This is a genomic window from Streptomyces sp. NBC_01089, from assembly GCF_045162975.1.
Lineage (GTDB): Bacteria > Actinomycetota > Actinomycetes > Streptomycetales > Streptomycetaceae > Streptomyces.
This window is the reverse complement of record NZ_CP108660.1, coordinates 2,693,745-2,720,675: the sequence shown is the minus strand read 5'-3', so window position 1 is coordinate 2,720,675 and position 26,931 is coordinate 2,693,745. Positions and strand designations below refer to the sequence as shown.

23 protein-coding genes are annotated in these 26,931 nt (G+C 70.7%); 17 read left to right on the top strand and 6 right to left on the bottom strand.

What is annotated here, in order from left to right; all coding sequences use genetic code 11:
* The first annotated feature begins 648 nt into the window (after positions 1-648).
* Genes OG510_RS11920 through OG510_RS11905 form a run of 4 tightly spaced genes read left to right on the top strand, consistent with a single transcriptional unit; the run spans position 649 to position 6,144 of the window.
* Complete coding sequence (locus tag OG510_RS11920; protein WP_406136753.1) at positions 649-2,280, top strand: tetratricopeptide repeat protein; 1,632 nt, start codon at positions 649-651, stop codon at positions 2,278-2,280.
* A complete protein-coding gene (locus tag OG510_RS11915; protein ID WP_406136752.1) occupies positions 2,214-3,647 on the top strand; it encodes a VWA domain-containing protein in 1,434 nt (477 codons plus the stop codon). The genes OG510_RS11920 and OG510_RS11915 overlap by 67 nt, the downstream gene beginning before the upstream one ends.
* On the top strand, positions 3,644-4,873 hold the full coding sequence (locus OG510_RS11910) for a hypothetical protein (protein ID WP_406136751.1): 1,230 nt from the start codon (positions 3,644-3,646) through the stop codon (positions 4,871-4,873). The genes OG510_RS11915 and OG510_RS11910 overlap by 4 nt, the downstream gene beginning before the upstream one ends.
* Before the next feature lie 23 nt (positions 4,874-4,896).
* The gene (locus tag OG510_RS11905; RefSeq protein WP_406136750.1) at positions 4,897-6,144 is read left to right on the top strand and encodes an extracellular solute-binding protein; all 1,248 of its coding nucleotides are present in this window, start codon (positions 4,897-4,899) and stop codon (positions 6,142-6,144) included.
* A 39-nt stretch (positions 6,145-6,183) separates the two neighbouring features.
* Here the strand turns inward: OG510_RS11905 and OG510_RS11900 are convergent, their stop codons facing one another.
* A complete protein-coding gene (locus OG510_RS11900; protein ID WP_406136749.1) occupies positions 6,184-6,423 on the bottom strand; it encodes a mycoredoxin in 240 nt (79 codons plus the stop codon).
* Between the two features lie 269 nt (positions 6,424-6,692).
* On the opposite strand from OG510_RS11900, the gene OG510_RS11895 reads away from it, so the two are divergent.
* The 4 genes from OG510_RS11895 (at position 6,693) to OG510_RS11880 (ending at position 10,189) form a co-directional block, all read left to right on the top strand.
* Positions 6,693-8,870 carry an ATP-dependent DNA helicase UvrD2 gene (locus OG510_RS11895; protein ID WP_406136748.1) on the top strand — a complete coding sequence of 726 codons (2,178 nt, stop codon included), beginning with the start codon at positions 6,693-6,695 and terminating at the stop codon, positions 8,868-8,870.
* Positions 8,871-9,084: 214 nt separating this feature from the next.
* Positions 9,085-9,363 (top strand): hypothetical protein, encoded by a 279-nt coding sequence (locus OG510_RS11890; protein ID WP_406142369.1) that lies wholly within the window; start codon positions 9,085-9,087, stop codon positions 9,361-9,363.
* 131 nt (positions 9,364-9,494) lie between these two features.
* Entirely contained in the window at positions 9,495-9,863 is a 369-nt protein-coding gene (locus OG510_RS11885) for a WhiB family transcriptional regulator (protein ID WP_164267422.1), read from the top strand.
* On the top strand, positions 9,860-10,189 hold the full coding sequence (locus tag OG510_RS11880; protein WP_164267423.1) for a hypothetical protein: 330 nt from the start codon (positions 9,860-9,862) through the stop codon (positions 10,187-10,189). Before OG510_RS11885 ends, OG510_RS11880 begins: the two co-directional genes overlap by 4 nt.
* Positions 10,190-10,482: 293 nt before the next feature.
* Here OG510_RS11880 and OG510_RS11875 read toward each other — a convergent pair whose 3' ends face one another.
* Together OG510_RS11875 and OG510_RS11870 are read right to left on the bottom strand one after the other, a co-directional pair.
* Positions 10,483-12,006, bottom strand: a complete 1,524-nt coding sequence (locus tag OG510_RS11875; protein WP_406136747.1) for an ABC1 kinase family protein — start codon at positions 12,004-12,006, stop codon at positions 10,483-10,485.
* 41 nt (positions 12,007-12,047) lie between these two features.
* Positions 12,048-13,205, bottom strand: a complete 1,158-nt coding sequence (locus OG510_RS11870) for a ThiF family adenylyltransferase (protein ID WP_406136746.1) — start codon at positions 13,203-13,205, stop codon at positions 12,048-12,050.
* A 198-nt stretch (positions 13,206-13,403) separates the two neighbouring features.
* On the opposite strand from OG510_RS11870, the gene OG510_RS11865 reads away from it, so the two are divergent.
* From OG510_RS11865 to OG510_RS11850, 4 genes are all read left to right on the top strand, one after another.
* On the top strand, positions 13,404-14,000 hold the full coding sequence (locus tag OG510_RS11865; RefSeq protein WP_164267426.1) for a M48 family metallopeptidase: 597 nt from the start codon (positions 13,404-13,406) through the stop codon (positions 13,998-14,000).
* A 237-nt stretch (positions 14,001-14,237) separates the two neighbouring features.
* Positions 14,238-16,004 carry a TerD family protein gene (locus OG510_RS11860; RefSeq protein WP_406136745.1) on the top strand — a complete coding sequence of 589 codons (1,767 nt, stop codon included), beginning with the start codon at positions 14,238-14,240 and terminating at the stop codon, positions 16,002-16,004.
* Positions 16,005-16,015: 11 nt separating this feature from the next.
* Entirely contained in the window at positions 16,016-16,696 is a 681-nt protein-coding gene (locus OG510_RS11855) for an AIM24 family protein (RefSeq protein ID WP_406136744.1), read from the top strand.
* 16 nt (positions 16,697-16,712) lie between these two features.
* Positions 16,713-17,468: an AIM24 family protein gene (locus OG510_RS11850; RefSeq protein ID WP_406136743.1), complete on the top strand. Its 756-nt coding sequence runs from the start codon at positions 16,713-16,715 to the stop codon at positions 17,466-17,468.
* Positions 17,469-17,591: 123 nt separating this feature from the next.
* Here the strand turns inward: OG510_RS11850 and OG510_RS11845 are convergent, their stop codons facing one another.
* Both OG510_RS11845 and OG510_RS11840 read right to left on the bottom strand, forming a co-directional pair.
* Positions 17,592-18,140, bottom strand: coding sequence for an NUDIX hydrolase (locus OG510_RS11845; RefSeq protein ID WP_406136742.1), 549 nt, complete (start codon positions 18,138-18,140; stop codon positions 17,592-17,594).
* Positions 18,137-19,636: a zinc-dependent metalloprotease gene (locus OG510_RS11840; protein WP_406136741.1), complete on the bottom strand. Its 1,500-nt coding sequence runs from the start codon at positions 19,634-19,636 to the stop codon at positions 18,137-18,139. Before OG510_RS11840 ends, OG510_RS11845 begins: the two co-directional genes overlap by 4 nt.
* Before the next feature lie 241 nt (positions 19,637-19,877).
* On the opposite strand from OG510_RS11840, the gene OG510_RS11835 reads away from it, so the two are divergent.
* From OG510_RS11835 to OG510_RS11820, 4 genes are all read left to right on the top strand, one after another.
* Complete coding sequence (locus tag OG510_RS11835) at positions 19,878-20,990, top strand: SDR family oxidoreductase (RefSeq protein ID WP_406136740.1); 1,113 nt, start codon at positions 19,878-19,880, stop codon at positions 20,988-20,990.
* A gap of 212 nt (positions 20,991-21,202) precedes the next feature.
* Positions 21,203-21,661 (top strand): molybdenum cofactor biosynthesis protein MoaE, encoded by a 459-nt coding sequence (locus OG510_RS11830; protein ID WP_406136739.1) that lies wholly within the window; start codon positions 21,203-21,205, stop codon positions 21,659-21,661.
* A 165-nt stretch (positions 21,662-21,826) separates the two neighbouring features.
* Positions 21,827-22,012: a hypothetical protein gene (locus OG510_RS11825; protein ID WP_406136738.1), complete on the top strand. Its 186-nt coding sequence runs from the start codon at positions 21,827-21,829 to the stop codon at positions 22,010-22,012.
* 79 nt (positions 22,013-22,091) lie between these two features.
* A complete protein-coding gene (locus OG510_RS11820) occupies positions 22,092-23,201 on the top strand; it encodes a PDZ domain-containing protein (RefSeq protein ID WP_406136737.1) in 1,110 nt (369 codons plus the stop codon).
* Between the two features lie 74 nt (positions 23,202-23,275).
* Here OG510_RS11820 and OG510_RS11815 read toward each other — a convergent pair whose 3' ends face one another.
* A complete protein-coding gene (locus OG510_RS11815; protein ID WP_164266593.1) occupies positions 23,276-23,836 on the bottom strand; it encodes a PPA1309 family protein in 561 nt (186 codons plus the stop codon).
* Between the two features lie 136 nt (positions 23,837-23,972).
* Here OG510_RS11815 and OG510_RS11810 point away from each other — a divergent pair, with 136 nt between their 5' ends.
* Complete coding sequence (locus tag OG510_RS11810; RefSeq protein ID WP_406142368.1) at positions 23,973-26,849, top strand: UPF0182 family protein; 2,877 nt, start codon at positions 23,973-23,975, stop codon at positions 26,847-26,849.
* The last annotated feature ends 82 nt before the right edge of the window (positions 26,850-26,931 follow it).

Genomic DNA, 26,931 nt, shown 5'->3' with positions numbered 1-26,931 from the left:
CCCGTGCCCCCACCCCGGCTGCGGCAGCCGGGTCACCCCCGCCGGCTACTGCCAGCGCAGCGGCCGCCGCGTCGACTCCGCGACCGGACGCCACGCCGGAGGCGCCCGGCCGCCAGGCCCGCGCCCCGCGCCGTCCGACGCGCCGTCCGACGTGCCGCGGACCGCCGCCGTGCTGCTCCCGCCGCCCGACAAGGACCGCGACCCGCTGGTGCTCCCCGAGGTGCGGCCGGCGGCACCGGTGGCGGGCCCGTACGACGCCGCCCGGCTGCGGGGCCTCGGCCTGGGCCCCGACCGGATGCTCGCCGGTCAGTACCGGCTGCTCCGGAGCATCGGATACGGAGGCATGGGCGAGGTCCACCTCGCCGAGGACACCCGGCTGGAGAACCGCCCCGTCGCGCTCAAATTCCTGCACCAGCAGCACGACGGCGACCCGGACAGCGCGCGCCATCACGACATCAGGCTCGGTGAGAAGGCGATGCGCGGCGAACGCCAGGAGCTCGTCGCCCTCAACCACCCCGACCTCATCAGGGTGTTCAACTACGGCAGCCACGACCCGGCCGGCGAGTTCCTGGTACTCGAATACGCGAACGGCCTGACCTCGAAGAGGTCCGGGTCCGGGTCGTCAACGACCCCGGATCCTTCGGCGGGGTGCGCTTCCACGAGTTCGTACTCGGATACGGCATCCGCATCCTCAACGCCCTCAGCTACCTCCATCAGCGGAAGGGGAAGGTGTACGGCGACCTCAAGCCGCACAACGTCATGCACTGCGGCACCGAGATCAAGATCGTCGACGTGGGGAGCGTCCGCCAGGAACGGGCCGAAGGACCGGTCACCCCCGGCTACTTCGCGCCCGGCGTCGGCCAGGACGGGGAATCCCGTTTCCAGGACGACCTGTACAGCCTCGGGGTGACCCTGCGCGAACTCAGCGCCGCGGCACCGCCCGCCCAGGGACTGGGGCCCGAGTCCCTGCGCAGGGCCCTGGACCGTGCCACCCACGCCGACCGCAGAGCCAGGTTCGCCACGGCCGACGAGATGGCGCTCCAGCTGCGCGGGGTGCTGCGTGAACTGCGCTCGCTGCGCACCGCGAGGGAGTCCTTCGAACCGTCCCCGCTCTTCGTCCAGTCCGCCCACGCCCTCGACGGGGCGATCGGCTCCCCGCCGCCGCTCAGCCGCTGGGCGAGCGGGGCCGCGCCGCCCGCCCCGCTCGGCCCGGTGCCGCCCGAGCCGGGCGAGATGGCGTGCGGACTTCCCGTACCGAAACCCGATCCGCACGACGGGAACGCGCCCCGGCTCGACCGGCTCGCCGAGGACGACGCGACCGCGCTGCTCCAGCGCACCAGCGGCTGGGACCCCTCGCCCGAACTGCATCTGCTGCGCTGCCGCCTGTATCTGGCGCTCGCGGTCACCGCCGGTGACACCCGGACGCTGCGCCGGGCGTACGCGGAGATCAGCCGGGCCCGGCGCGCCATCGCCCCGGGCTGGGCACCGTACGACTGGCGGATCGACTGGCATCTGGGGCTGCTGGCGCTCGCGGCCGGGGACACCGGAGGGGCGGCCCTGCGGTTCGACGCCATCTATGACGCGATCCCCGGTGAGTACGCGCCCAAGCTCGCGCTCGGCTACTGCGCGGAGCTGGAGCAGGACCGGCCGCAGGCGCTGCGGCTCTACGACGCGGTCCGGCGCCGCAACCACTCGCTCGGCGGTGCGGCGTTCGGCTGCGCCCGGGTGCTGCTGGCCGGGGCGAGCGGCACACCGGACGCCGCCCTGGCCGCGCTGGAACTCGTCCCGGCGCACTCGCGCCATCTGACCGCGGCCCGGACCGCCATCGTCCGTATCAAGGCGGCCAGGGCGCGGAACTCGCCGCCCGACGACGACGCGCTCAAGGACGCCCTGCACCGGCTGGGGCCGCTCTTCCACGAGCACGGCCTGACCGACCACCGCGGCCGCCACCGCCTGGAGACCGAGCTGTGGGAGACGGTTCTCGAACGGGTCCCGCACCGGCCCCTGGCCGATTTCACCGCGCAGCTGGACGGGCGGCTCACGGCCCCGGAGAGCCCCCGGGAGCTGGCCGACATGCTGTCGCTGCTCTACCGCGGCCTCGCCGACCAGGCCAGACGCTCCGACCTGCCGGACAGCAATGAGATCGCGGAAGCCCTCATCGACCGGGCCAACAGCGTCCGTCCGCTGGGCTTCCGCCACGACAGGAGGCACCCATGGCTGGGGAAGGCACACCGGCAGCGCATCCGGGACCGGCTGAGCCCACGGTCTTCCTCGAAGTGAGCCAGGTCCCCGAACTGCCGGTACCGGAACCGGGACACGAGGCGCGGATGTACGCCGTCGTCACCGTGACCGTCCGGCGCCCGGCCGGCCGGGGGAGCGGGCCGGCCGCACCGCAGGGCCGGGGACCGCGCCATGCCGTGGTGTTCCTCATCGACCACTCGTCGTCGATGGTGAGCCCGCCCACCCGGCTGGCGGCCGCCAGGAACGCGGCGGCCGCCGCCGTGCAGGCGGTGCCCGACGGCGCGTACTTCGCGGTCGTCGCCGGCCGCGACCGGCCGGGCACCGTCTACCCGAAGCAGGAGCCCGGCGGCCGGCGCACCCTCGCGGTCGCCGGTGACGCGACCCGGCGCGCGGCGGTGGACGCCCTGCGCGCCTGCCACCCCGGCGGCGGTACCGCGATCGGCAGCTGGCTGGGGCGGGCCGGCGAGCTCTTCGCCGGACTCCCGGGCGGCGGCGCCGACTTCGTACGCCACGCCCTGCTGCTCACGGACGGCAGGAACGAACCGGGCTACGAGTCCAGGGAGGAGCTGACGGCCCGTATCGCGGACTGCGCCGGGCAGTTCACCTGCGACGCGATCGGTATCGGTGACGGCTGGGACACCGATGAACTGCTCCTGATCACCAGCGCGCTGAACGGCACGGCGCACGCCTTCGAGGAGACAGGCCCGGCTGGTCCACCGGGTCCACCCGGTGCGGCTGGTCCACCCGGCCCGCTGCCCGGCAGACTGCGCGACCTCACCAGACAGGCCGCAGCACGCGACCTCACCGGACTGCGGCTGCGCCTCTACCGCAGCGACAACGCCGAACTGCGCTCCTTCGGCCAGGTCCACCCCACACGGCGCCCCCTGCGGCCGGTCGAGGAGACCGAGTATCTGCGGGAGTACGCGACCGAACCCTGGGGCGACGAGACCCGCTCGTACCTGCTCTCGCTCAGCGCCCGCCACACCGCTGAGGCGGAGGGCACGGAGCTGATGCTCACCGAGGTGGAGCTGGTACGGGACGGCGCCGGCCGGCCACCGGTCGGACTGCCGCCGTCCCGGCCGGTCGTGGTCCGCTGGTCGGGCGACCACGGGCTGTACAGCAGGGTGCACCCCGACGTCGGCCACTTCCTGCACCAGGAGGATCTGGTCCGGTGCTTCGAGGAGGGCTGCGCCGCGCTGCGGGCCGGTGACACCGGGGCCGCCCGTCGCTCGCTCGGCCGGGCCTGGCAGCTCGCGGTGGAGGTCGGCGACGACGCGATGCGGGAGCACCTGGAGAAGCTGGTCGAGCCGGGCGCCGGCGGCGAGGTGGAACTGCACGCCCGCATCCGGCGGTTCGACATCGAGACCGCCAGGATCCGCACCAGCTACACGACGAGCCACCGGTGAGGGACACGGACCGGGCGCTCCCGGCGCTCCGGGTGCCCGTGGTGCTCCGACGGGTGCTCGCGGCGCTCCGCAGGCTGCTCTGCCTGGCGCCCGTACCGGCCGGACAGAGCCCCGCCTTCCTCCGCGACCGGCTGATCGTGCTGCCGCTGCTCACGGTGGTCGCGTTCGGAGCGCTGTCGACGGCGTACGGGGAGGTGCACGGCGACTCGTCCCGGATCGCCGACCGCACGGGCCCCGCCCTGGTGGAGCTGACCCGGGCCGAAATCGCCCTGGACCAGGCCCAGAAGGAAGCCGACTCGGTCCTCCAGGGGCCGGAACTGATCGGACTCGGCCAGACCTATCCGACCCTGCTCACCAGGGCCACCCAGAACCTCAACGAGGCCGCCCAGTCGCCCGCGCTCAGCGCCTCCCAGCGCCAGGGTCTCCAGGTGGTGTCGGGCCTGGTGGTCGACTACAACGGCTACATCGGCACCGCCGACCGCAACAGGGACGACCCCACACTCAAGAAGGCGTATCTCTCGTACGCGCTCAGCATGCTCTGCGAGACGACGGGCGGCGCGGGCGGTGCGGGAAATGCGGGTGGCGCGGATGTGAGCGGGACCGGTGGCACTGAGGGTGCGGGCGCCCCGGCGCACTGCGCCGACCGGACCGTACACACCGTCCATGGCTATGAGGCCACCACCATCCAGGACCGCATCGGCTCGCTGGAGCGGAGTCTGCGCGCGGATCTCGACCGTGAGGCGGGGTGGGGCACCGCGCCCGTGGTGCTCGCCGCCGTCGCCTGCGCCGCGTATGTCCTGCTGGTGGTCGGGCTGTTCCGCACCCTCGGCTTCCTGAGGGCCAGGTTCAGGCTGCTGAGCCTGCCGCTGGCGGCCACGGTGCTGCCGCTGCTCGCGGTGCCCGTGCTGGTACTGGGCACCGTGCAGGTGCAGCACGGCCAGGCGGCCGTCCGGCGGATCGCCGACGGCGAGCTGGCCCGGGTGTCCGCCACCGCGCCCGCGGTCCAGCCGGCGCCGGCCACGGGAACGGCGGCCGCACCGGGCTCGGTCGACGCCCTGCAACAGCGCGTCGACGGCGCCATGCGCGGGGCGCACAGCGCGGGCTGGGCGTCGGTGACCGGGTTCATTCTGCCCGTCGGGCTGCTCGGCGCCGCCGTCACCGGCTGGGCGCTCCTGGCCTACCGGCACGACTACGTACGGGTTCCGCGGCGGGAGGACTTCCAGTGAGGGGGAAGAGGCCGATGAGGGCGATGCGGACCGCAGCCGGTCTGCGCCTGCTGCTGGCCGGCACACTGATCGCGCTCGCCGCAGCGCTGACCGGTGGCTGCTCCGGCGGCGGCAAGCAGACGGTCGTGGTCCTCGGTCCGTGGACGGGGAACGAGGCGGCCGCGTTCACCAGGACACTCGACCGGCTGGACGACGGCACCCCGTACATCTACAGCTACCAGGGCACCAGTTCGCTGCGGGAGACGCTGGTCGCGCAGCTGGAGGCGGACGCGCCGCCGGACGTGGCCATCCTCAACAGCCAGGGGGAGCTCCAGGAGTACGCGCGCGAGGGTGCGCTGACCCCGCTGACCGGAGACCTGGCGAGCAGGGCCTACCCGCCGTGGGCCCCCGAGCTGGTCGTCAACGGCAGCAGGCACACCTACTGGGTCCCGCTCAAGGTCGACATCAAGAGCCTGGTGTGGACGAGGACGGACCAGCCGGTCAGGCCGCACAGCTGGTGCCTGGGCATGAGCGCACAGGCCACGACGGGCTGGCCGGGCACCGACTGGATCGAGGACATCCTGCTGCACCGCTCGGGCCCGCAGAAGTACGAGCAGTGGGCCACCGGCGCGCTGCCGTGGACCAGCCGGGAGGTACGGGACGCGTGGACCACCTGGGCCGCACTGATGGACGGGCAGAACACCAGGAGCGCGCTCGACATCCCCTACACGGGGGCAGGCGGCAAGGGGCTGCTCAACTCCGGCACCTGCACGGAGGAGCACGCGGGGACCTTCATCCGCTATCTGTACGGCCCGGACATCACCTTCAAGCCGTCGGCCGACACCATTCCCGGGCTCGGCGGCCACAAGGACGCGTACGAGGTGTCGGCCGACATGGCCGCCGTGTTCCGCGACAGCCCGGCGGCGATGGGACTGCTGAGCAGACTGGCCGGACCCGAGGGGCGCAAGATCTGGCTGGCACAGGCCGCTCCGCAGCTGAAGCCGCACTTCCCCAGCGCGTCGGACCCGCGGCCCACCGACCCGCTGGGCCGCAAGGCGGCGACCCTCCTCACCGGAGGAACGAGCGAGGCGCCGACGCACGAGCTGTGCTTCGACGCCTCGGACACCATGCCGCCCACCCTGCGCGACGCGTTCCAGCACGCGGTGCTGAAATTCCTCAGCACACCGGACAGCGCCACCCAGGACCGGCTGCTGGCCCAGCTGGAACAGGAACGCCGCAGACTGGCGGGTGCGCCCGCACTGCCGGGGGTGTGCGGCAGCCCGGCGGCCTAGACCCCTGGACCGCTGGACCCGGGCAGGGACCGGTGGAACCTAGGAGATCTTCTGCTTCACCTGGGCCAGCGACGGGTTGGTCAGGGTCGAACCGTCGGGGAAGAGGACCGTGGGGACGGTCTGGTTGCCGCCGTTCGCCTTCTCCACGAAGGCCGCGGAATCGGCGTCGTGCTCGATGTTCACCTCGGTGTACGCGATGCCCTCGCGGTCCATCTGGCCCTTCAGCCGGCGGCAGTAGCCGCACCACGTAGTGCTGTACATCGTCACAGTGCCCGGCATGTCTCTCGCGCTCCTCTGCTGCTGCGTCGCCCGCAGCCTTCTGTGCTGCTTCGTCCGAAACAGTTCGTTCGATACGTTTCGTTCAAATACGTTCGATACATTCGGTACATAGGCATTCCCGGGGGACGGCCCCGGGAAGTCACATGCCGTAGAACGTACGAGACCCGGCAGCCATTCCCCCCAGCAGCCCCCCGCAGTAAGTACGACTGCGACCCGGTCCCTGTGGACAACGGATCGGCGGCTCCCGCGGGACCTGGCAGCATGGCGGGGTGACACCAGCAACGCACGCCTCTCTCTTCCCGCAGGTTCCGGACTCCGCGGACGCGGTGCTCGACGGGCTCGACCCCGAGCAGCGCGAGGTCGCGACCGCCCTGCACGGTCCGGTGTGCGTGCTGGCCGGAGCCGGCACGGGCAAGACCCGCGCGATCACGCACCGCATCGCGTACGGGGTGCGCGCAGGCATCCTGCAGCCCTCCACGGTGCTCGCCGTCACCTTCACCAACCGCGCGGCCGGCGAGATGCGCGGCCGGCTGCGCCAGCTCGGCGCGGGCGGTGTCCAGGCGCGTACGTTCCACTCGGCGGCGCTGCGCCAGCTCCAGTTCTTCTGGCCCAAGGCGGTCGGCGGCGAGGTACCCCGGCTCGTCGAGCGCAAGGTCCAGCTGGTCGCGGAGGCGGCCGGCCGCTGCGGCGTCCGGCTCGACCGCAACGAGCTGCGGGACGTGACGGGTGAGATCGAGTGGTCCAAGGTCACCCAGACCGTGCCGGCCGACTATCCGGCGGCCATCGCGAAGTCGGCCCGCGAGGCACCCCGCGGCCCGGCCGAGATCTCCCAGATCTACGCGATGTACGAGCAGCTCAAGCGGGACCGCGGGGTGATCGACTTCGAGGACGTGCTGCTGCTGACCGTCGGCATCCTCCAGGACCGGCACGACATCGCCGACCGGATCCGCAGCCAGTACCAGCACTTCGTGGTCGACGAGTACCAGGACGTCAGCCCGCTCCAGCAGCGGCTCCTGGACCTGTGGGTGGGGGACAGGGAAGACCTCTGCGTCGTGGGCGACGCCAGCCAGACCATCTACTCCTTCACCGGCGCCACCCCCGACCACCTGCTCAACTTCCGGGTCCGCCACCCGCAGGCCACGGTGGTGAAGCTGGTCCGGGACTACCGCTCGACCCCCCAGGTCGTGCACCTGGCCAACGGACTGCTGGCGCAGGCCCGCGGCCGCGCCGCCGAACACCGCCTGGAGCTGGTCTCGCAGCGCTCCCCGGGGCCCGACCCCGTCTACAAGGAGTACGGCGACGAGCCCACCGAGGCCGAGGGGACCGCACGCCGGATCCGGGACCTGATCGCGGCGGGTGTCCCGGCGTCCGAGATCGCCGTGCTGTACCGGATCAACGCCCAGTCCGAGGTCTACGAACAGGCGCTGGCCGACGCGGGAGTGCCCTACCAGCTGCGCGGGGCCGAGCGGTTCTTCGAACGGCCCGAGGTGCGCGAGGCGGGCGTCGCGCTGCGCGGCGCCGCCAGGGCCGGAGGCAACGACCCGCTCCTCGACGACGCGGTGGACCTGCCGTCCCAGGTGCGGGCGGTGCTCGGCACCAAGGGGTGGCGGGCGGAGCCCCCCGCGGGATCCGGGGCGGTCCGGGACCGCTGGGAGTCGCTGGCCGCGCTGGTGCGCCTGGCCGAGGACTTCGCCGGGGCCAGGGAAGGCGCGACCCTCTCGGACCTGGTCGCGGAGCTGGACGAGCGGGCGGCCGCGCAGCACGCCCCGACCATCCAGGGCGTCACGCTGGCCTCGCTGCACTCGGCGAAGGGCCTGGAGTGGGACGCGGTGTTCCTGGTGGGGCTGACCGAGGGAATGATGCCGATCACCTACGCCAAGACCGAGGAACAGGTCGAGGAGGAGCGCCGGCTGCTCTATGTGGGGGTCACCAGGGCCCGGCTCCACCTCACGCTCTCCTGGGCGCTGTCCAGGTCGCCGGGCGGCAGGGCCTCCCGCCGCGCCAGCCGTTTCCTCAGCGGGCTGCGGCCGGGCTCGGCGGCCGCCGGGGCGCGCGGTGCCGCCGGGGGCGCGGGCGGGATCGAGCGGGGCGCGGCGGCCCGCCGCAAGCACCGCGGCCCCGTGCGCTGCCGCGTCTGCGGCAAGACCCTGACCGACGGCGGCGAGATGAAGCTGATGCGCTGCGAGGAGTGCCCGTCCGACATGGACGAGGCGCTGTACGAGCGGCTGCACGAGTGGCGGTCGGTCCAGGCGAAGGAGACCGGGCAGCCCGCGTTCTGTGTGTTCACCGACAAGACCCTGATGGCCATCGCGGAGGCGGTGCCGTCCGACGAGACCGAGCTGACACGCATCGCCGGTGTCCCCGCTCGTAAGATCGCGCGGTTCGGAGCCGATGTGCTGAAGATCTGTGCAGGCCAGGAGCTTACGGACGACGAGAAGGAAGACTGACCGAAACTCGTCGAGAAAATAGTTTGCGCAGCCCCCGGGAACCCCCTTAGGTTCTTAACCACGGGAACAGCGACTTCTCTGAAGCCCTGGTTCCGTGCTGTACTTGATCCACAGCTGTACTGACCTACATACGAATGGGACAGGGCCCCCGGGCCCCAACTCCCCGAGACGCCGAGAGGAGGCGAGACCAGTGGCAACCACGACGAAGACCAAAATGACCGACCGCTCGGTCGTCGCCACCTGCCTGCTCGGCTCCTCTCTCCGTGGAACCGGTCTGTCCGGCGTCTCCGCCGTCAGCCCTGTTTCCCTGGCGAGCCTTCCCATTCGGGACCGTAATGAGCGACCGACCAAGGCACCGGAAGCAGCAGTAGCAATCGCGGGGATGCCGTCCTATGCGTTTGCGGCAGTCGGTGCCGAGTTCGGGACGCAGGCAGCGCAGCACCACACGATGTGGGCCTTCCGTGGGCTCGAACCCTGGAGTGATCCAGTCTGATTCAGCATCAGGCAGGCGCCTTCAGGGCCGCGGAACCCCACCCGGGATCCGCGGCCCTTTTGTTTGTACTGGGCCACCAGACGACCTTCGGTCAAACAGACCGGAACGACCAGACGAGGAATGAAATCACCGTGCAAATCGAAGCGCACGCCCCGTCCGCACCGCCCTCACAGACACTCTCGCCCCCTGTTGCCCCGGAGGATCCCACCGTGTTCCCGCTCACCGCTCTGACCGTTCTCGACGACGCCATCGAGAACCTCGAAGCGCCCGTTCCCTGCCGTGCCTACGACCCGGAGGTCTTCTTCGCCGAGACCCCGGCCGACGTCGAGTACGCCAAGTCGCTCTGCCGTACCTGCCCGCTCGTCGAGGCTTGCCTCGCCGGCGCCAAGGAGCGTCGCGAGCCGTGGGGCGTCTGGGGTGGCGAGCTCTTCGTCCAGGGCGTAGTCGTGGCCCGCAAGAGGCCGCGTGGCCGTCCCCGCAAGAACCCGGTCGCGGCATGAAACTCACCGGCTCCGGAACGATTGACCGCCCCCACAAGCACGATCCCCAGAAGCAGGACCCGATGACCTCTTCCACCAGCGAGCCGTCCGGCTCCGCAACACCAGTCGTCACCACCATCGGCGCGACCGAGTCGCGTCAGAACAGGACCCGCGAGATGCAACTCATCCCAGAAGCCATGGCTCGTGCTCATATGCACGAGCGCCGCAGGGAGGCCGACATCGAACGTCAGGCTCTGCGCCTGGTGGCCGCCCGCCGTATGCAACGCCGCGCCGAGCGCGTCTCGTTGCGAGCCCGCCGCGCGCTCGCCATGGCGGTCATGCAGTAGAACGAAGCAGGAACAGAGCAGTCCCACGCGGAAGACAACGGGGGCCGGTCACCCGACCGGCCCCCGAGGCATGATGGGGCCCTTGGCGTGACCGGGCTCCGGGGCATGACGGGCTCCGAGGCTGGCCTGCCCCCGAGGGACCGGGCTCCGAGGCTGGCCGGGCCCGTGGCATGACCCGGCTCCCGAGGCCGACCGCGGCCCGGGTGGTGACAGGGCTCCCGTGCGAGACCGGCCCCCCGAGGCCCCAGGTGAGACCGGGTCCGGGGGCGTGCCACGGCCCTGGACGTGACCGGTCAGGCGTGGGCCTGGGCGGGAGGCAGCTCCTGTTCCGCGGCCTGTTCCGGGAGTTGTTCGGTGAGGTGCTCCGCAAGGTCGGCCTCCACCGCCTCCGGCAGGAACCCCGGCATCCAGTCCTCGAGTTCGTCCCGGAGCCGCACGGTCGCACCCAGCTGACAGAGCACTCCGATGGTGCTCAGCGTCACCCGGTGGATCAGCAGATAGGACGGCGGCAGATTGAGCTGCTTGCCCAACTGGTGGGCGGGGGAGCGGGGATCGGCGATCCTGGCCGCCTGCGCCCGCATCCACCCCCGGCTGAACGTGAACGCGTCGGCCTGCACCGGCTCGATGATCGGGACCAGATACTCCAGCACCGCATCCGGATCGAGATCGATGGACTCCTTGACGAACCCCTCCTCGCAGAGCATCTCGTAGACAGCGGCCGCCTCGGCCTCGATCGTCATCCGCAGGGCGTGGCCGATCGTGGCGGGAAGCCCACCCGGCAGCCGGTCCACCGTCCCGAAGTCGAGCACCCCCAGCCGCCACTGCGCGGCGTCCCCCGGACCTGCCTCATCGACCTCAGTCCCAGCGCCCTCAACGGCCCCGGTCTCACCGGTCTCAGCCCCGTCGATCTCAGCCCCGGCGGTCTCAACCCCAGCGCCCTCAGCCGGCAGCAGTCGGAAGTTGCCGGGGTGCGGGTCGGCGTGCAGCAGTCCTGTGCGGGCCGGGCCCGAGAAGAGGAACCGGGCGAGCAACTGCCCGGCCCGGTCACGCTGCTCGTCCGTGCCGTCCGAGATCACGTCGGCCAGCGGGATCCCGTCGATCCACTCGGTCACCAGGACCTGGTCGCTCTGATAGACCACATCCGGCACCACCACATCCGGATCCCCGGCGAACTCCTCCGCGTGCTCCCGCTGGGCATCCGCCTCCAGCTCGTAGTCCAGCTCCTCGGACACCCGGTCGCGCAGTTCGGCGATGAGCGGCTTGATATCCATGCCGGGGATCAGCGGCCCGAGCAGCCGGGCGAAACGGCTCAGCTGCGTGAGGTCCGACAGCAGCGCCTCACCGGCCCCCGGATACTGCACCTTCACCGCGACCCGGCGTCCGTCGTGCCACACCGCACGGTGCACCTGACCGATGGACGCGGCAGCCGACGGCTTGTCGTCGAACTCGGTGAACAGCTCGCGCCACTCCGCACCCAGCTGCGCTTCCAGCACCCCGTGGACCGTCTGCACCGGCATGGGCGGGGCGGATTCCTGGAGCTTGGTCAGCGCCGCCCGGTAGGGCCCGGCGATCTCCTCGGGCAGGGCCGACTCGAAGACCGACAGGGCCTGCCCCATTTTCATTGCCCCGCCCTTCAGCTCGCCCAGGACCTTGAAGAGCTGCTCCGCCGTCCGCTGCTGCACCTCGCGCGCCACGATCTCCGCGGATCTGCCGCCGATCCGCTTGCCCAGGCCCCAGGTGGCGCGACCGGCGAAACCGAGTGGGAGTGACGCCAGCTTGGCGGTACGTGTGACCGCTTTCCGGGGAAGATCAGACATGCGCCCCTCCAAATCCCAGACTGCCGTGGAGCGTACGGCGGTTACCCGGCCATTGTGTCGTGCGCGGACCCGGCCTCCGAGGCGCGCACCCCTTCAGTGTGCCCACCCGCGCCGCACCCGCAGTCGGGGTGGGGTGTGATACGAGCCGGTCGCCAGTCGAGCAGCGGCAGTGAAGCCTCCCACCGCGAGCCCGTGGACGCGGGCAGCTCACCGTCGAGAAATGCCAGGGCGTGTGCGGCCGCCAGCCCCGCCGCCGCTGTGGCCAGCCCGAGATCGCAGGCCGGTACGGCGCCGCGCCTGCCCGAGCGCCACTGCGCGACCATCCGGGGCCAGCCGGGATCACGCTCGGCGCGCCCCAGCGCCAGACAGCCCGAGCACGCCGTCCCTCCCGGCAGGACGAGCGGTCCGACCACCCCTGTGCCTTCGATCACTCCCGTATAGAGATGGGGGGTGCCCGACGTGATCCACTCCGCTGAGAGTGCCGGATCCGGCACATAGGCATCGAGCCCGTCGCGCGGCGCCACGACGATCAGCGACAGCCCCGGCCCGCCGTCGCCGCCCGGCCCGCTGCCGCCCGGTGCGGCAGCCGAGGCGCGGGGTGGTGGGCCAGGTGCGACACGCCGGACCAGCTGACGCGCCGCCGCATCCCGCCGCTCTCCGACAGCCTCCGGCGGGAAACCGCCCGGTGCCACGTCCCCCGGGAGGACGGAGCCGCCGTCGAGCACCTCGACCCGGCCCACCCCGGAGGCCGAGAGCAGCGCCGCCACCGTGGCTCCGACCCGGCCGGCACCCCGTACCTGGACCCGTATGGCACGCCGGGCCGCGAGGCGGGCCGCACCGGCGCCCGGTTCGGGATGGACCAGCGAGAGCGATGCCAGATCGGGGCGCAGCCGGTCCAGGGTGCCGGGCCGGTTCCGTAACGCTTCGACCGCTGGGCCGCCGGCCGTCGCATCATCGATCAGCCCCGCCTTGGCCAGCCGGGCGACCAGTTTGTCCACCTGGCCGTCCGGCAGTCGCATGGCCTGTGCCTCCTTCCGCAGCAGCTCCATCCCGCGGGTGCCGTCCAGGAGCCCGAGGAGGCAGCCCGTGGCCGGGTCCACCGGGCCGAGCACCACCGCCTGTGCCGGAGTCACCCCGAACTGCACGGCCTGCCGGTCCCGCCAAGCGCGCTGTAGCGCAGGCTTCACCATCGGATGCATCGCACGCCCCCGTTTCACCGTCCGCCGGGCTGTCCCGGCGGCTCTGTAGTCAGAATGCCCTCAGGTCACCGAGGGTGCGGAAAGTTATCCACAGGGTCGGTGTGCTGATACTTCGAATGCTGCACTCTGTGGAATGGATCAAGGTTCAACCGCCATGGGCGCGGGACTTCCCGCACTGACAGCGGGTAACGTCGAAGCGTGCCCGTCGACCCTCTGCACACCGCCGGAAGTCCACCGCGCAGCGCGAAGAACCAGCCGCCCCGCGGCCCGGCGACGAGCCCGGTCGAGGTCCGCAGGAGTGCCCGGCGCAACAGAACGGTCTCCGCCTACCGGGAGGGGGACCGGACCATCGTCCTCATCCCCGCCCGGATGTCGGACGCCGAGGAACGGCGCTGGGTGACCGTGATGCTCGACAAGCTGGAGGCGCAGGAGAGCAAACGCGTCCTCGGCGACTCCGAGCTGGCGGACCGCGCGGCGCGGCTGTCCGAGCAGTACTTCGCGGGCCGGGCCCGCCCCGATTCGGTGCGCTGGGTGACCAACCAGAACACCCGTTGGGGCTCCTGCACCCCGGCGGAGGGCAGCATCCGGCTCTCGCACCGGCTCCAGGGCATGCCGGAGTACGTCGTCGACTACGTACTGCTTCACGAACTGGCCCACCTTCTGGTGCCCGGGCACGGCCCGCGCTTCTGGCGGCTCCTGGAGGCGTATCCCCGCACCGAGCGCGCCCGCGGCTACCTCGAAGGGGTGGTGGCGGCCGAGCGGCTGCCGCATCTGCCCGCCGCCCGCGGCGAGTAGCAGCTCCACCCACCAGCTCCACCCACCAATTCCACCCGCCACCGCCACCGCTCACCGGCCTCGGCGCCGTGATGCCCGTTGTCGCACACCGGCGCTCCCGGGGCGCTCCCGGCGGCGGGCCCTCCGGAGTTGTGTACCGGCTGCGTACCGGGTCCGTCCCGGCTTGGCCGGATGTCGGTCCCAGCCGTTAGCCTGACGCGACGGAAACACATTCGGGATGGGGGACGGTCGTTACGTATGGCCAGGCAATTCCAACGCGGCCACAAGGCCAGGATCAGTGACCTGACAGCGGGCACGGACCTGTACGTGGGTGTACAGATCGCGGGCGCCGGACTGACCTTCGACATCAGCTGCTTCGGACTCGACGCCGACGAACAGCTCTCCGACGACCGGTATTTCATCTTCTTCAACCAGCCGAAGTCGCCCGAGGAGTCGATCCAGCTCCTCGGCCCACAGGCCGGTGACACCGAATCCTTCCGGGTCACGCTCGACCGCATCCCCGCAGCCGTCCAGAAGCTCTCCTTCACCGCGACACTCGACGGCGCAGGCCAGATGTCGCAGATCGGGCCCGGATACATCCGGATCGTCGCGGGCGGCGAGGAGGTCGTCCGATACGCCTTCACCGGCTCCGAATTCACCACGGAGCGCGCGGTCATGCTGGGCGACTTCTATCTGAAGGACGTCTGGCGGTTCGCCGCCGTCGGCCAGGGCTTCGACGGTGGACTCGACGCGCTGCTGAGGAACTTCGGCGGTGAGGTCGCCGACGAGGAGCCCGCCGCACCGCAGCAGGCCGAGCCTCCCGCCTTCGGTGCACCCGCTTTCGCCCCGCCCGCCGGTGCCCCCGAGCCGGCCCCCTCCTTCGGCGCGCCCGCCGCTCCTCCGCCCCAGTCCCCGCCGGCCCAGCAGTCCCCGCCGGTCCAGGCGCCGCCCGCTCCGGCGCCGCAGCCCCCGCCTTTGCCCTCGCCGGGCGGGGCGACCCCGCCGCCGCTGCCCGCACCCACCCCGCCGCCCCTGCACTCGGCGCCGACCATGGCCGCGCCGATGCATCTGCAGGGCGGGGCCACCCCGCCACCCGCTCCCGCTCCGTACGCACAGCCGCCCCAGCTTCAGCAGCAGCAGCAGCAGCAGCAGCAGCAACAGCAGCAGCAACAACAACAGCCGCCGCAGTTCGGCCAGTTCCCCGGACAGGCCCAGCCGCCGGGCGCACCGGCCCCGTACGGCGGGCAGCCGGGTCAGCCGGGTCAGCCGGGCCCCTACGGCCAGCAGCCGCCTCCCGGCCAGCCCGCTCCGTACGGTCAGCCGCCGCAGCCTGCTTCCTACGGACATCAGCCGACCGTCGCGGGCCCCGGCCTGCAGGCCGCCTTCCAGAAGTACCGCGAAACGGACACAGGGCAGCGCTGGACCCCGCAGAACAAGTACCTGATGCGGGCCGACCTGACCGTCAGTGACACCCCCGTCCTCGCCCGCCAGGGCAGCATGGTGATGTACCAGGGCAAGGTCGACTTCAGCTACAAGGGGGCCGGTTTCGCGGGGCGGATCGTGGGCCATGCGACCGGCCAGGAGATGCAGCTGATGCGCTGCACCGGCCGTGGACAGGTCTTCTTCGCCGAGAACAGCGCCCATCTGCACCCCATCGAGCTCCAGGGCGACGGGATCTGTGTCTCGTCGGAGAGCGTGCTCGCCTTCGACGAGACCCTGCAGTACGAGGTCCGCAGGATCGAGGGGCACGGCATTCCCGGCGGAGCGCTGTTCACCATGCAGTTCCAGGGCACCGGCACCGTGATCGTCAAGACGCACGGTGCGCCGGTCGTCCTGCCGGTCACCCCGACCACCTTCGCCGACTGCAACGCGGTCGTCGCCTGGTCGTCAGCCTCGCAAGTGATCGTGGCCAGCCAGGTCAGGCTGCGGCAGAACGCCTACGCGGGCGACAGCGGCGAGAGCGTGAACCTCCAGTTCCGGGGCGCCCCCGGGAACTTCATCATCGTCCAGCCGTACGAGGTCTGAGGGAGCCCGTCATGAACCAGCAGCTCGCGGGCTTCGCCCCGACCCCCGTCACGGCCCGCATGGAGAACCACGGCAGCAAGATGCTGAAGGTCGCCATGCAGACAGGACAGGATCTGCTCGCACGCACCGGATCGATGGTCGCGTACGAGGGCTTCGTGCAGTACGAGCCGAATCCGCCGGCCGTCCGCCAGATCGCCCGTGACTGGATCACCGGTGAGGGTGCTCCGCTCATGAAGTGCTCGGGCGACGGCCTGCTCTACCTCGCCGACTACGGCGCGGATGTCGTCGTCATCAACCTCAACAACGACGCGCTGTCGGTCAACGGCAGCAATCTGCTCGCCTTCGACGCGAGCCTCACCTGGGGGGTGGAGCGGGTCAAGGGCATGGCGAAGTTCGCGGGCCAGGGCCTGTGGAACATCCAGGTGTCCGGCAGCGGCTGGGTCGCCATCACCTCGCGCGGTACGCCGATCGTCGTCGACTGCGGCAGTGGCGAGGACGAGACCTATGTCGATCCGGACGCCCTGGTCGCCTGGTCGCCGAACCTCAAGGTCAAGGGCAAGCGCAGCTTCAAGGCCGGTTCGCTGATCGGCCGGGGCAGCGGGGAGGCGTACCAGATGGCCTTCTCCGGGCAGGGCATCGTCGTCGTACAGCCGAGCGAGGACAGCACCGACCGTCTGCGGATCCGGAGCTGAGGGGAGCCAGAACACCATGCAGAGCCCGCTTTTCACCTATACGGAACAGCAGACCCAGGACCGGTACACGGTGCAGAACCCGCAGTTGCTGCGGGTCGCGCTGACCGGGCACGACGACGTACTCGCCCGCAAGGGCGCCATGGTCGCGTACCAGGGGCTGATCGAATTCGACGGCGAGTACCAGTCGGACCAGCAGCGGCGTGCGCGGGCCCACACGGGCGAGGGACTGGACCTGATGCGCTGCCACGGGCAGGGCACGGTCTACTTCGCCAACCTGGCGCAGCACGTGCATCTGGTCGACGTCGACCAGGACGGGCTGACCGTGGACAGCGCCTATGTCCTGGCGATGGACTCGACCCTGAACCACACGGTCGTCGCGGTCGACAGCCAGTACGGCATCTCGGGGTCGGGCAAGTACCAGCTCCACATCACCGGCCGGGGCAAGGTCGCGCTGATGACCTCGGGGCAGCCGCTGATGATGCAGGTCACGCCGGACAGGTACATCAACGCGGACGCGGACGCCGTCGTGGCCTGGTCGTCAGGTCTGCGGGTGCAGATGCAGGCGCAGACCCACTCGTCGGGGGTACGGCGGCGGCGCGGCAGCACCGGTGAGGGCTGGGAGCTGAGCTTCCTGGGCCAGGGCTTCGCCCTCGTCCAGCCCAGCGAGGTGATGGCGCCGCAGCACGCGAACATCGGGGACGGCGTGCTGGCGCAGTTCGGCATGGGCCAGCAGGGCGCGCACGGCCAGAACCAGGGCAACGTCTGGAACTGAGCACCGCGCCCACTGAATGCACCGCGAGCATTGAATGCCGCGGGCGGCGAGAGGCACTGGACGGGGGCGGTCTTTTCGGAGACCGGGAGACCGCCCCCGTCCGTCAGCAGGTGTCGCCGCTGTTCAGACGGCCGCTTTCCCGAGCGCCGTGCGGGCGGCCTCCACCAGCCGCCGGACCGACAGGTCGGCGACGTCCGCCACCTCGTCGTAGTCGAACCACCGCAGGTCAAGCGACTCGTCGCTGATCAGCTCCACCGCTCCCGGCGGGATCAGGGCGGCGTACTGCACATCGAAATGCTGGGTGCAGGGCGCCGGAATCGCGTGCCGGTCCAGCCTCAGCGGGCCGCCCGGCAGCAGCGTCAGCCCCTCGATGCCGGACTCCTCGGTCGCCTCGCGCAGCGCGGCGCCCGCCACCGTCGTATCGCCCGGTTCGCAGTGCCCACCCATCTGGAGCCACATCCGCAGCTTCTTGTGCAGGGTGAGCAGCACCTGCCCGCGCTCCGGGGCCAGCACCAGAGCGCTCGCGGTGAGATGCCCGGCCCCGCAGGACTTCCACATCCCGTCCGGGTGGGCCGACAGATGGTCCAGATAGCTCTGGCGCAGCTCGTCCTGGCCTTCGTGCCCCTTCAGTACGCGGACGGCGTCGTCCCGGATGGTGCCCTGCTGTGTCACTGGCCGGGGTCGTCCTTCTTCTCGTCGGTCTCGGTCTCGTCGGTCTGGTCAGTCCGGTCGGTCTGGCGCGACTTGTCCGTGTCGTCCGGTCCGGTGTCGGTGCCGCCCTTGCTGAGATCGGTCTTGCCGGGGCCGCTCCTGTCGCCGCCCGCGGCCTCACCGAGCATCTTGTCCAGCTCGGAGAAGTCCAGATGCTCGTGGTGGACGAAACCGTCCGGGTCGTCCAGGTCGGAAGCGGTCGGCAGCATGTCCGGGTGCTCCCACAGGCCGTCGCGGCCGTCGACACCCCGGGCGTCCGTGAGCGAGGCCCACAGCCGCGAGGCGTCCCGCAGCCGGCGCGGACGCAGCTCCAGGCCGATCAGTGTGGCGAAGGTCTGCTCGGCGGGACCACCGGAGGCCCGGCGCCTGCGCAGTGTCTCGCGCAGGGCGTCCGCCGAGGTCAGGCGGGTCTTCGCGGCCTCGTGCACCACGGCGTCCACCCAGCCCTCGACCAGCGCGAGCGCCGTCTCCAGCCGGGCCAGCGCAGCCTTCTGCTCCGGGGTGTCCTCCGGCTGGAACATGCCCTGCTGAAGGGCTTCCTGCAGCTGCTCGGGATGCGAGGGGTCGAGCTGGCCGACGACGTCCTCCAGCTTCGACGTGTCGACCTTGATGCCCCGGGCGTACCCCTCGACCGCGCCGAACAGATGCGAGCGCAGCCACGGCACATGCGCGAAGAGCCGCTGGTGGGCGGCTTCGCGCAGCGCCAGGTAGAGCCGCACCTCGTTCTTGTCGATGCCCAGGTCCTTGCCGAAGACCTCGATGTTCAGCGGGAGCAGCGCGGCCTTGCCGGCCGGGCCGAGCGGCAGACCGATGTCGCTGGAGCCGACCACCTCGCCCGCCAGGACGCCGACGGCCTGTCCGATCTGCTGGCCGAACATCGCGCCGCCCATGGACCGCATCATGCCGAGCAGCGGGCCCGCCATGGCCTGCATCTCCTCGGGCAGCACCCCGCCCATGGCCGCTCCGACACGCTCCGCGACCGGGTCGACGAGCTCCTTCCACACCGGCAGGGTCGCCTCGACCCACTCGGCGCGGCTCCAGGCGACGGCCGTACCCGCCCCGGAGGGCAGTGAGGTCGCGCCGTCCAGCCACAGGTCGGCCAGGCGTACGGCCTCTTCGACCGCCGAACGCTCGGCCGGGCCCACGCTGGTGTCCTTGGTGCCGTCGGATGTGCCCTGGGCGACCGTCTGCCGCGCGATGTCCTTGGCCATGTCCCAGTTGACCGGGCCGCCCTCGTAGCTCAGCATCTGGCCGAGCTGCTGGAAGGCCGCGCCCAGGTCGTTCGGGTTCATCGAACCGAACATCGCCGCGAACGGATTGTCACCGCCGCTGCCGGGGCCGAACCCGAGTGGATTCTGCGGGGAGCTTCCGCCACCCTGGCTGCCCTTGCTCTTGCCCTCGTCGCCGTCCTCCGGCTCCTCCGGCGGAAGGCCGAATCCGAATGGAGTGTCACTCACGGGTTTCCTCGGCTCGTAGGGCCGTCGGCCGACTGGCCGACAGCGATTGCCCGACAACACCACCCAGGGTAGGGGGTGACCGCCCGGTCAGGCCGGGTCCGACCGGGCGGCTCTCCACAGACACCGGTGCCCGACAAGGGCTCAGTGCTTGGCTGACGCATGGGCTGCGGCAGGATGGACGCCACCTGGTCCGTACGTGTCAGTTCGCGTACGTACTGAAGACAACCGCTGGAGACGCCCGGTGAGTTCCCCAGATCCGCAGGTTCGCGCAGCGCGAAACCTTTCAACCAAGTCCTCCCGAGGGCCCGTCGTCGCGGTCACCGGAGCCGCCTCCGGTACCGGTGCGCTGCTGACCCGGCGGCTGGCCGAGTCCGACGAGGTCAAGCAGGTCGTGGCCATGGACGAGCGGCGCGGCGACGTGGCCGAAGCCCAGTGGCACATCCTTGACGTGCGCGATCCGGCGATCGCCGAGAAGCTGCGCGGCGCGGACGTCGTGGTGCATCTCGCGCTCGACCTCGATCTGGAGACCGACGCGGCAGCACGTTCCGCCTACAACGTCCGTGGCACTCAGACCGTCCTGACCGCCGCCGCGGCGGCCGGTGTCCACCGTGTCGTGCTCTGCACATCGGCGATGGTCTACGGGGCGCTGGCGGACAACGACATCCCGCTCTCCGAGGACGCGGAGCTGCGGGCGACCGCCGAGGCCACGGGTGTCGGCGACCTCCTTGAGATCGAGCGCCTGGGCCGCCGTGCGCCGCGCGCGCACCCCGGTCTGAACGTCACCGTGGTCAGGCCGGCGATCCTGGTGGGCGGTACGGACACCGCGCTGACCCGTTATTTCGAGTCCCCCCGGCTGCTCGTGGTTGCCGGTACCCGCCCCACCTGGCAGTTCTGCCATGTGGACGACCTGGTCAGCGCACTGGAGTACGCCGCGCTCGAAAAGGTCGACGGGGAGTTCGCGGTCGGCTGCGACGGCTGGCTGGAGCAGGACGAGGTCGAGGAGCTCAGCGGTATCCGCCGGATGGAACTGCCGTCGGCCGTCGCCCTGGGCGCCGCCGCCCGGCTGCACCGGATCGGTCTCACTCCGTCACCGGCCGGTGACCTGGCGTACACCATGCACCCCTGGGTGGTCAGCGTCGGCAGGCTGCACGACGCGGGCTGGCGCCCCCGATGGACCAACGAGGACGTCCTCGCGGAACTTCTCGAAGAGGTCGCGGGCCGGCACACCGTCGCGGGCCGCAGGCTCGGCCGGAAGGACGCCACGGCCGCAGGGGCGGCGGGGGCGACGGTCGCACTGCTCGGTACGGCGGCGCTTGTGCGACGGGCACGGCGGGCGAGGCGCGGCCGCATCTGACGGCATCGCTGACCTCATCTCCGACCGCATCCAGCGGCATCCTGCGGGTCCGACGGCGCCGGGACCGTTCCCGCGCCCATGCCCGCGCCCGTACCGGCACCCAAGCCCGCAGAGCGCCCCCGCTCTGTAGTAGGACGCTCCAAGGGCCACCCGCAGGTACCGGTCGAAAGGGCCATTCCGCGCTGTCGGCCCCGTACGGCACCATGGACGGCATGGCACTCACCGACGACCACCCCGGCGAACACGCGGCTCAGGACCCCATCCGGCTGCTGGAGATCCGCGAGACCCCGCTCAGCATCGACGAGGTGTTCAAGGTCGTGGGGGACGAGGCGGCCGGCGGCACGGCGCTTTTCGTCGGTACGGTGCGCAACCACGACGGCGGCACCGATGTCGACGCCCTCGGCTACTCCTGCCACCCCTCGGCCGAGGAGGAGATGCGCCGGGTCGCCGAGCGGGTGATCGAGAAGTTCCCGGTGCGGGCGCTGGCCGCTGTGCACCGGGTGGGCGATCTCGCCGTGGGGGATCTCGCCGTGGTGGCCGCCATCTCGTGCGCGCACCGCAACGAGGCGTTCGAAGCGTGCCGGATGCTCATCGACGATCTGAAGCGTGACGTGCCGATCTGGAAGCACCAGACGTTCTCGAACGGCACGGAGGAGTGGGTCGGCATCTGAGGCCGTGCCCGGCCGCCACGGGCCGCGCCACCTCGACCGGGGTGGCGTCGTTAGGCCATGTGCTCGATTTGCGTAACCGCCCCCCTGCCGCGAGCGTTGGAGCAGCAGAAGACTAATCTGCTGATCAGCCGGTTCGCGGCTGTTCACGGGGGTCCGGAGGTCGGTATGGGTGCACTCGCCTGGCTGCTGATTCCGCTTATCGCCGCGGTCGGAGCCGCCCTGTGGGGCAGGTGGGCCACGCGGCGGCGTACGTCGGGTGACGGCGCCGAACTCGCCGGCTACGCCCGGTTCCGGGAAGCCATGGAGAAGGAAGCCATGGAGAAGGCCGGCACCGGCTCGGACGTCCTCTGACTCCGGGTGCCCGGCCCGGTCATGACCTGAGCTCCGGCCCCGAGCGGTGCGCCACAGACTGGTCCCGTACTGTCGTTCCATGCCACGCCGCACCCTGACGCTGCTCACGTCCACTCTCGTGCTGATCGCGCTGCTGTGCGGCGGAGTCTTCCTGTCCGTCCCGTACGCCGAGATGAGCCCGGGGCCGACCGTGAACACGCTCGGCAAGGCGGGCGGCCAGCCCGTTCTGCAGATCTCCGGACACAAGACGTATCCGACGAGCGGTCACCTCAACATGGTGACGGTCAGGGTCACGCGGTCCGACTACAGCATGAACCTGGTCGAAGCGGTGTACGGCTGGCTCGCACACGACAGTGTGGTCGTTCCGCACAACACCCTGTACCCGGACGGCACGACCGAGCAGCAGTCGACCCAGCAGAACGCCGAGGAGTTCAGCGAGTCCCAGGAGAACGCCAAGGTCGCGGCCCTGGACGAGCTGGGCATCCCGGTGAAGGCGCGGACCGTGGTCGCCACGGTGCTCAAGGACAGCCCCGCACAGGGGAAGCTGCACGCGGGCGATGTGATCAAGGCGGTGGACGGCCAGGCCGTCAAGGAGCCCGGTGACGTGGCGAAGCTGGTCACGAAGCACAAGCCGGGCCAGTCGGTCGTCTTCACGGTCGTGCCGGCCGCGACCGCGGCGGCCGCGGAGAAGAAGAGGACCGAGCCGAAGGGCACGAAGGACGTGTCGATCGTCACCGCCAAGGCGCCCGCGACGAAGGCGCCCACTCCTGACCCGGGCCGCGCCATCGTCGGCATCTCGGCCGGTCCCGACTACACCTTCCCGTTCCACATCGACATCAAGCTCGCCGACGTGGGCGGTCCCAGCGCCGGGCTGATGTTCTCGCTCGGCCTCGTCGACAAGCTGACGCCGGGCGATCTGACCGGCGGCAAGTTCGTCGCCGGCACCGGCACGATCGACGACAAGGGCGTGGTCGGGCCGATCGGCGGCATCGAGATGAAGCTCGTCGCCGCCCGCGACGCCGGCGCCCAGTACTTCCTGACGCCCAGCGACAACTGCGCGGCGGCGGCCGCCGACACCCCGTCGGGCCTCCACCTGGTGAAGGTGAAGGCGATGAAGGACGCGAAGCAGGCGCTGGACAAGATCCGCACCGGGAAGACGGCCGGACTGCCCAGCTGCTCCGCCAAGTAGCCACGTCCCCTGCCGGGTCCGTGGCCGCCAGGCGGAACAGCGGGGCGCGGCCGGCCCGGCCTGTCCGGGGAGTCCTACGCCTCGAACGTCACCGACAGCGCGTCGGCGAGGCCGGGGACCAGCTCCGAGCCGGTGAGCACCTCGTTCGGTGAGTCCTTCGCGCGCAGCCGCAGCGCCGACTCACGGGTGCCGTCCCGCAGCACCGCCACGGTCATCCGCACCTCCTGCCGGTCCGGGTGCTCGGCCACCCAGGCCGTCAGCTGCGCCTCGTCCATGCCGTCAGGCACGGACGCCTCGGCCGACGGCGGCAGCATCAGCCGCTCCACCGTCATCGCGCAGCCGGCCACGGCGTCGGGCCAGGCGATGGTGGCGAGGAACTCGTCGAGCGGGGTGGTGTCCGGGATCTCGTCCTGCTCGACGGGGGTCAGCGACGCGGCGGGCTCGCCGTCGTCGAGGCCGAGCTGGGCGGCGAGTCCCGGTTCCTGGGTACGGAGCTTCGCGGTGTCCACGAGTGCGAAGAGCCGGGCGGGCTGGTCCCAGCCGAGGCCGGACGCGTACTCGTCGATCTCGAGCACCGCCACGGTGAGCGGACTGGCGGCCATCGGAGGGCCTGAGGGCGAAGAAAGGTTGGGCATGGGCAATATCCTGCCCTCTTCCACCCCGGGAACGGGAACTGGGTAAAGCCTCAGTAAGTTGCATGAGTGGGCCCTACGATCGCGGGGCCTGCTCCACACGACCGCAGACTTCGAGGTGCGCACGTTGGCTTTCCAGATGCCGGACCGCGGCGGAGGCCCGACCGGGCCACGGATCAGAGCGGCACGGCCGTCCCGCCGCGCCCGGACCCTGCTGATGACACTGGGCGTCCTGATCGTCCTGGCCATGGCGTTCATCATGTTCGCCGGGTTCTGGACCGACTGGCTCTGGTACCGCTCCGTCCACTACTCATCGGTCTTCACCACCACCCTGTGGACGAAGATCGGCCTGTTCCTCGTCTTCGGCGTGCTGATGGGGGCCGCCGTCGGCCTGAACATCTGGCTGGCGCACCGGCTCCGGCCGCCGCTGAGCGCGATGTCGCTGGAGCAGCAGAATCTCGACCGCTACCGGATGGGCATCGCCCCGTACAAGAAGTGGCTGCTGCTCGGGATCACGGCGGTCGTCGGGCTGATCGCGGGCGCCTCCGCCACCGGCCAGTGGCGCACCTGGCTGATGTTCGTCAACGGTGTGCCGTTCGGTCAGAAGGACCCCCAGTTCAAGCTGGATGTGTCCTTCTACACCTTCGATCTGCCCTGGTACCGCTTCCTGCTGGGGTTCGGCTTCGCCGCCGCTGTGCTCTCGCTGATCGCCGCCGCCCTGGTGCACTACCTCTACGGCGGGCTGCGCGTCACGAGCCCCGGCGCGCGCGCCACATCGGCCGCGACCGGCCATCTGTCGGTGCTGCTCGGTATCTTCGTGGCGTTCAAGGCCGTGGCGTACTGGCTCGACCGGTACGGACTCGCGGTCAAGTCCAGCGACTTCAAGGCCACGGGCAACTGGACGGGCCTGCGGTATGTGGACGCCAACGCCTATCTCCCGGCCAAAACGATCCTGTTCTGCATCGCGGTCATCTGCGCCCTGCTGTTCTTCGCGACGCTCTGGCGCCGCACCTGGCAGCTGCCGGTGATCGGCTTCGGTCTGATGGTGCTCTCCGCGATCCTGATCGGCGGGCTCTACCCGGCGATCGTGCAGAAGTTCACGGTCGAGCCGAACGAGCAGGCCAAGGAAGCGCCGTACATCCAGAAGAACATCAACGCCACGCGCCAGGCGTACAACATCGCCGATACCGATGTGGACGACTACTCGGGCAAGAGCAACACCAAGGACACGACCAAGCAGCGTGACGACGCGAACTCGGCGGCCAGTTACCGGCTGATCGACCCGAACGTCGTCTCGCCGACTTTCCAGCAGCAGGAACAGAAGCGGAAGTACTACGGCTTCCCCGCGACGCTGGACGTGGACCGCTACAAGGGCCAGGACACCGTGATCGGCCTGCGTGAGCTGAACATCGCGGGCATCCCCAAGCACAACTGGATCAACGACCACTTCACCTACACCCACGGCTACGGCGCCATCGCGGCCAAGGGCACGGCCACGGACAGCAACGGCGCCCCGGTCTTCACCGAGTCGGGTCTGCCGGCCAAGGGCACTCTTCCCACGTACAAGCAGGAGATCTACTACGGCGAGAAGACCACCCAGTACTCGATCGTCGGAGGCCCGCAGAAGGAGCTCGACTACGAGAACAACGGTGAGAAGACCACCACGTACAAGGGCAAGAGCGGGGTGGACATCTCCAACCCGCTGAACCGCGCCGCGTACGCGGTGGCCTTCAACGAGCCGCAGATCCTCTACTCGGGAGCGATCGGCAAGGGTTCGAAGATCCTCTACAACCGCACGCCGAAGCAGCGCGTCGAGGCGGTCGCCCCCTGGCTGACCATCGACGGCGACTCCTACCCGGCGGTGGTGAACGGACGTATCCAGTGGGTGGTCGACGCCTACACCACGACCAACGGATATCCGTACGCCTCGCGTACGACGCTCGGTGACAGCACGGCCGACTCGCTGACCGACAACCAGCGGGCGGTGGTCGCCCAGCAGAACCGGGTCAACTACATCCGCAACTCGGTGAAGGCCACGGTCGACGCCTACACCGGCCAGGTGAAGCTGTACCAGTGGGACACCAAGGACCCGGTCCTCAAGACCTGGATGAAGGCGTTCCCCCACACCGTCAAGCCGAAGGCGGACATCCCGGCGCAGCTGCAGGAGCATCTGCGCTATCCGCAGGACATGTTCAAGGTGCAGCGCGAGCTGCTGGCGCGCTACCACGTCACCAACCCGAAGCAGTTCTACAGCGGCAGTGACGCCTGGCAGGTGCCCAACGACCCGACCACCAGGGACAACAGAGCGGTACCGCCCTACTATCTGTCGCTGAAGATGCCGGACCAGAAGAGTGACAAGCAGCAGTTCTCGCTGACCACCACGTTCACGCCCAGCGGGCGCCCCAACCTGGGCGGCTTCATGGCGGTGAACGCGGACGCGGCGAGTCCCGATTACGGCACGATCAGACTCCTCAGAGTCACATCCGAAGTGCCGGGTCCCGAACAGGTGCAGAACAAGCTCAACGGTTCGTCGAGCGTGGGCACCTTCGTCCGGGACATGAAGGGCGCCGACTCGGACATCGAGTACGGGAACCTGCTCACGGTGCCCCTGGACGGCGGGTTCCTCTACGTCGAGCCGGTGTACGCCCAGGGCCGCAACGCGCACTATCCGCTGCTGAAGAAGGTGGCCGTGTCGTTCGCGGACGCCGACTCCCCGGACGGAGACACGACCGCGTTCGAGAACACCCTGGGCGAGGCGCTGAACAAGGTCTTCGGGGTGGACGGTCAGGAGACCAACCCGCCGTCGACCGGGAACACCACGAGACCGCCGGCCAACGGCACGGTGAAGAAGGCCATCGCCGAAGCCCAGAAAGCGTACGACGAGGGCCAGGCCGCGCTGGCGGAGAAGCCGCAGGACTGGACCGCCTACGGCAAGGCGCAGAAGGACCTGCAGGACGCCCTCCAGCGGGCGGCCGACGCGGGAGCCAAGGTCAAGCCGAGCGGCAAGACCGGCTGACCACCTGTCGCCGGGTACGGGCCTGGTCGGGGCAAAAGCCCTGATCAGGCCCGATCGCGGGCCGGTGAAGCGGCCCTCGGTA

Excerpts from the sequence above, each read along its gene's own strand:
- OG510_RS11915 (WP_406136752.1), top strand. The coding sequence starts at position 2,214 with ATGGCTGGGGAAGGCACACCGGCAGCGCATCCGGGACCGGCTGAGCCC.
- OG510_RS11905 (WP_406136750.1), top strand. The coding sequence starts at position 4,897 with ATGCGGACCGCAGCCGGTCTGCGCCTGCTGCTGGCCGGCACACTGATC.
- OG510_RS11900 (WP_406136749.1), bottom strand. The coding sequence starts at position 6,423 with ATGCCGGGCACTGTGACGATGTACAGCACTACGTGGTGCGGCTACTGC.
- OG510_RS11890 (WP_406142369.1), top strand. The coding sequence starts at position 9,085 with ATGACCGACCGCTCGGTCGTCGCCACCTGCCTGCTCGGCTCCTCTCTC.
- OG510_RS11880 (WP_164267423.1), top strand. The coding sequence starts at position 9,860 with ATGAAACTCACCGGCTCCGGAACGATTGACCGCCCCCACAAGCACGAT.
- OG510_RS11875 (WP_406136747.1), bottom strand. The coding sequence starts at position 12,006 with ATGTCTGATCTTCCCCGGAAAGCGGTCACACGTACCGCCAAGCTGGCG.
- OG510_RS11870 (WP_406136746.1), bottom strand. The coding sequence starts at position 13,205 with ATGCATCCGATGGTGAAGCCTGCGCTACAGCGCGCTTGGCGGGACCGG.
- OG510_RS11860 (WP_406136745.1), top strand. The coding sequence starts at position 14,238 with ATGGCCAGGCAATTCCAACGCGGCCACAAGGCCAGGATCAGTGACCTG.
- OG510_RS11855 (WP_406136744.1), top strand. The coding sequence starts at position 16,016 with ATGAACCAGCAGCTCGCGGGCTTCGCCCCGACCCCCGTCACGGCCCGC.
- OG510_RS11850 (WP_406136743.1), top strand. The coding sequence starts at position 16,713 with ATGCAGAGCCCGCTTTTCACCTATACGGAACAGCAGACCCAGGACCGG.
- OG510_RS11830 (WP_406136739.1), top strand. The coding sequence starts at position 21,203 with ATGGCACTCACCGACGACCACCCCGGCGAACACGCGGCTCAGGACCCC.
- OG510_RS11825 (WP_406136738.1), top strand. The coding sequence starts at position 21,827 with ATGGGTGCACTCGCCTGGCTGCTGATTCCGCTTATCGCCGCGGTCGGA.
- OG510_RS11820 (WP_406136737.1), top strand. The coding sequence starts at position 22,092 with ATGCCACGCCGCACCCTGACGCTGCTCACGTCCACTCTCGTGCTGATC.
- OG510_RS11815 (WP_164266593.1), bottom strand. The coding sequence starts at position 23,836 with ATGCCCAACCTTTCTTCGCCCTCAGGCCCTCCGATGGCCGCCAGTCCG.
- OG510_RS11810 (WP_406142368.1), top strand. The coding sequence starts at position 23,973 with ATGCCGGACCGCGGCGGAGGCCCGACCGGGCCACGGATCAGAGCGGCA.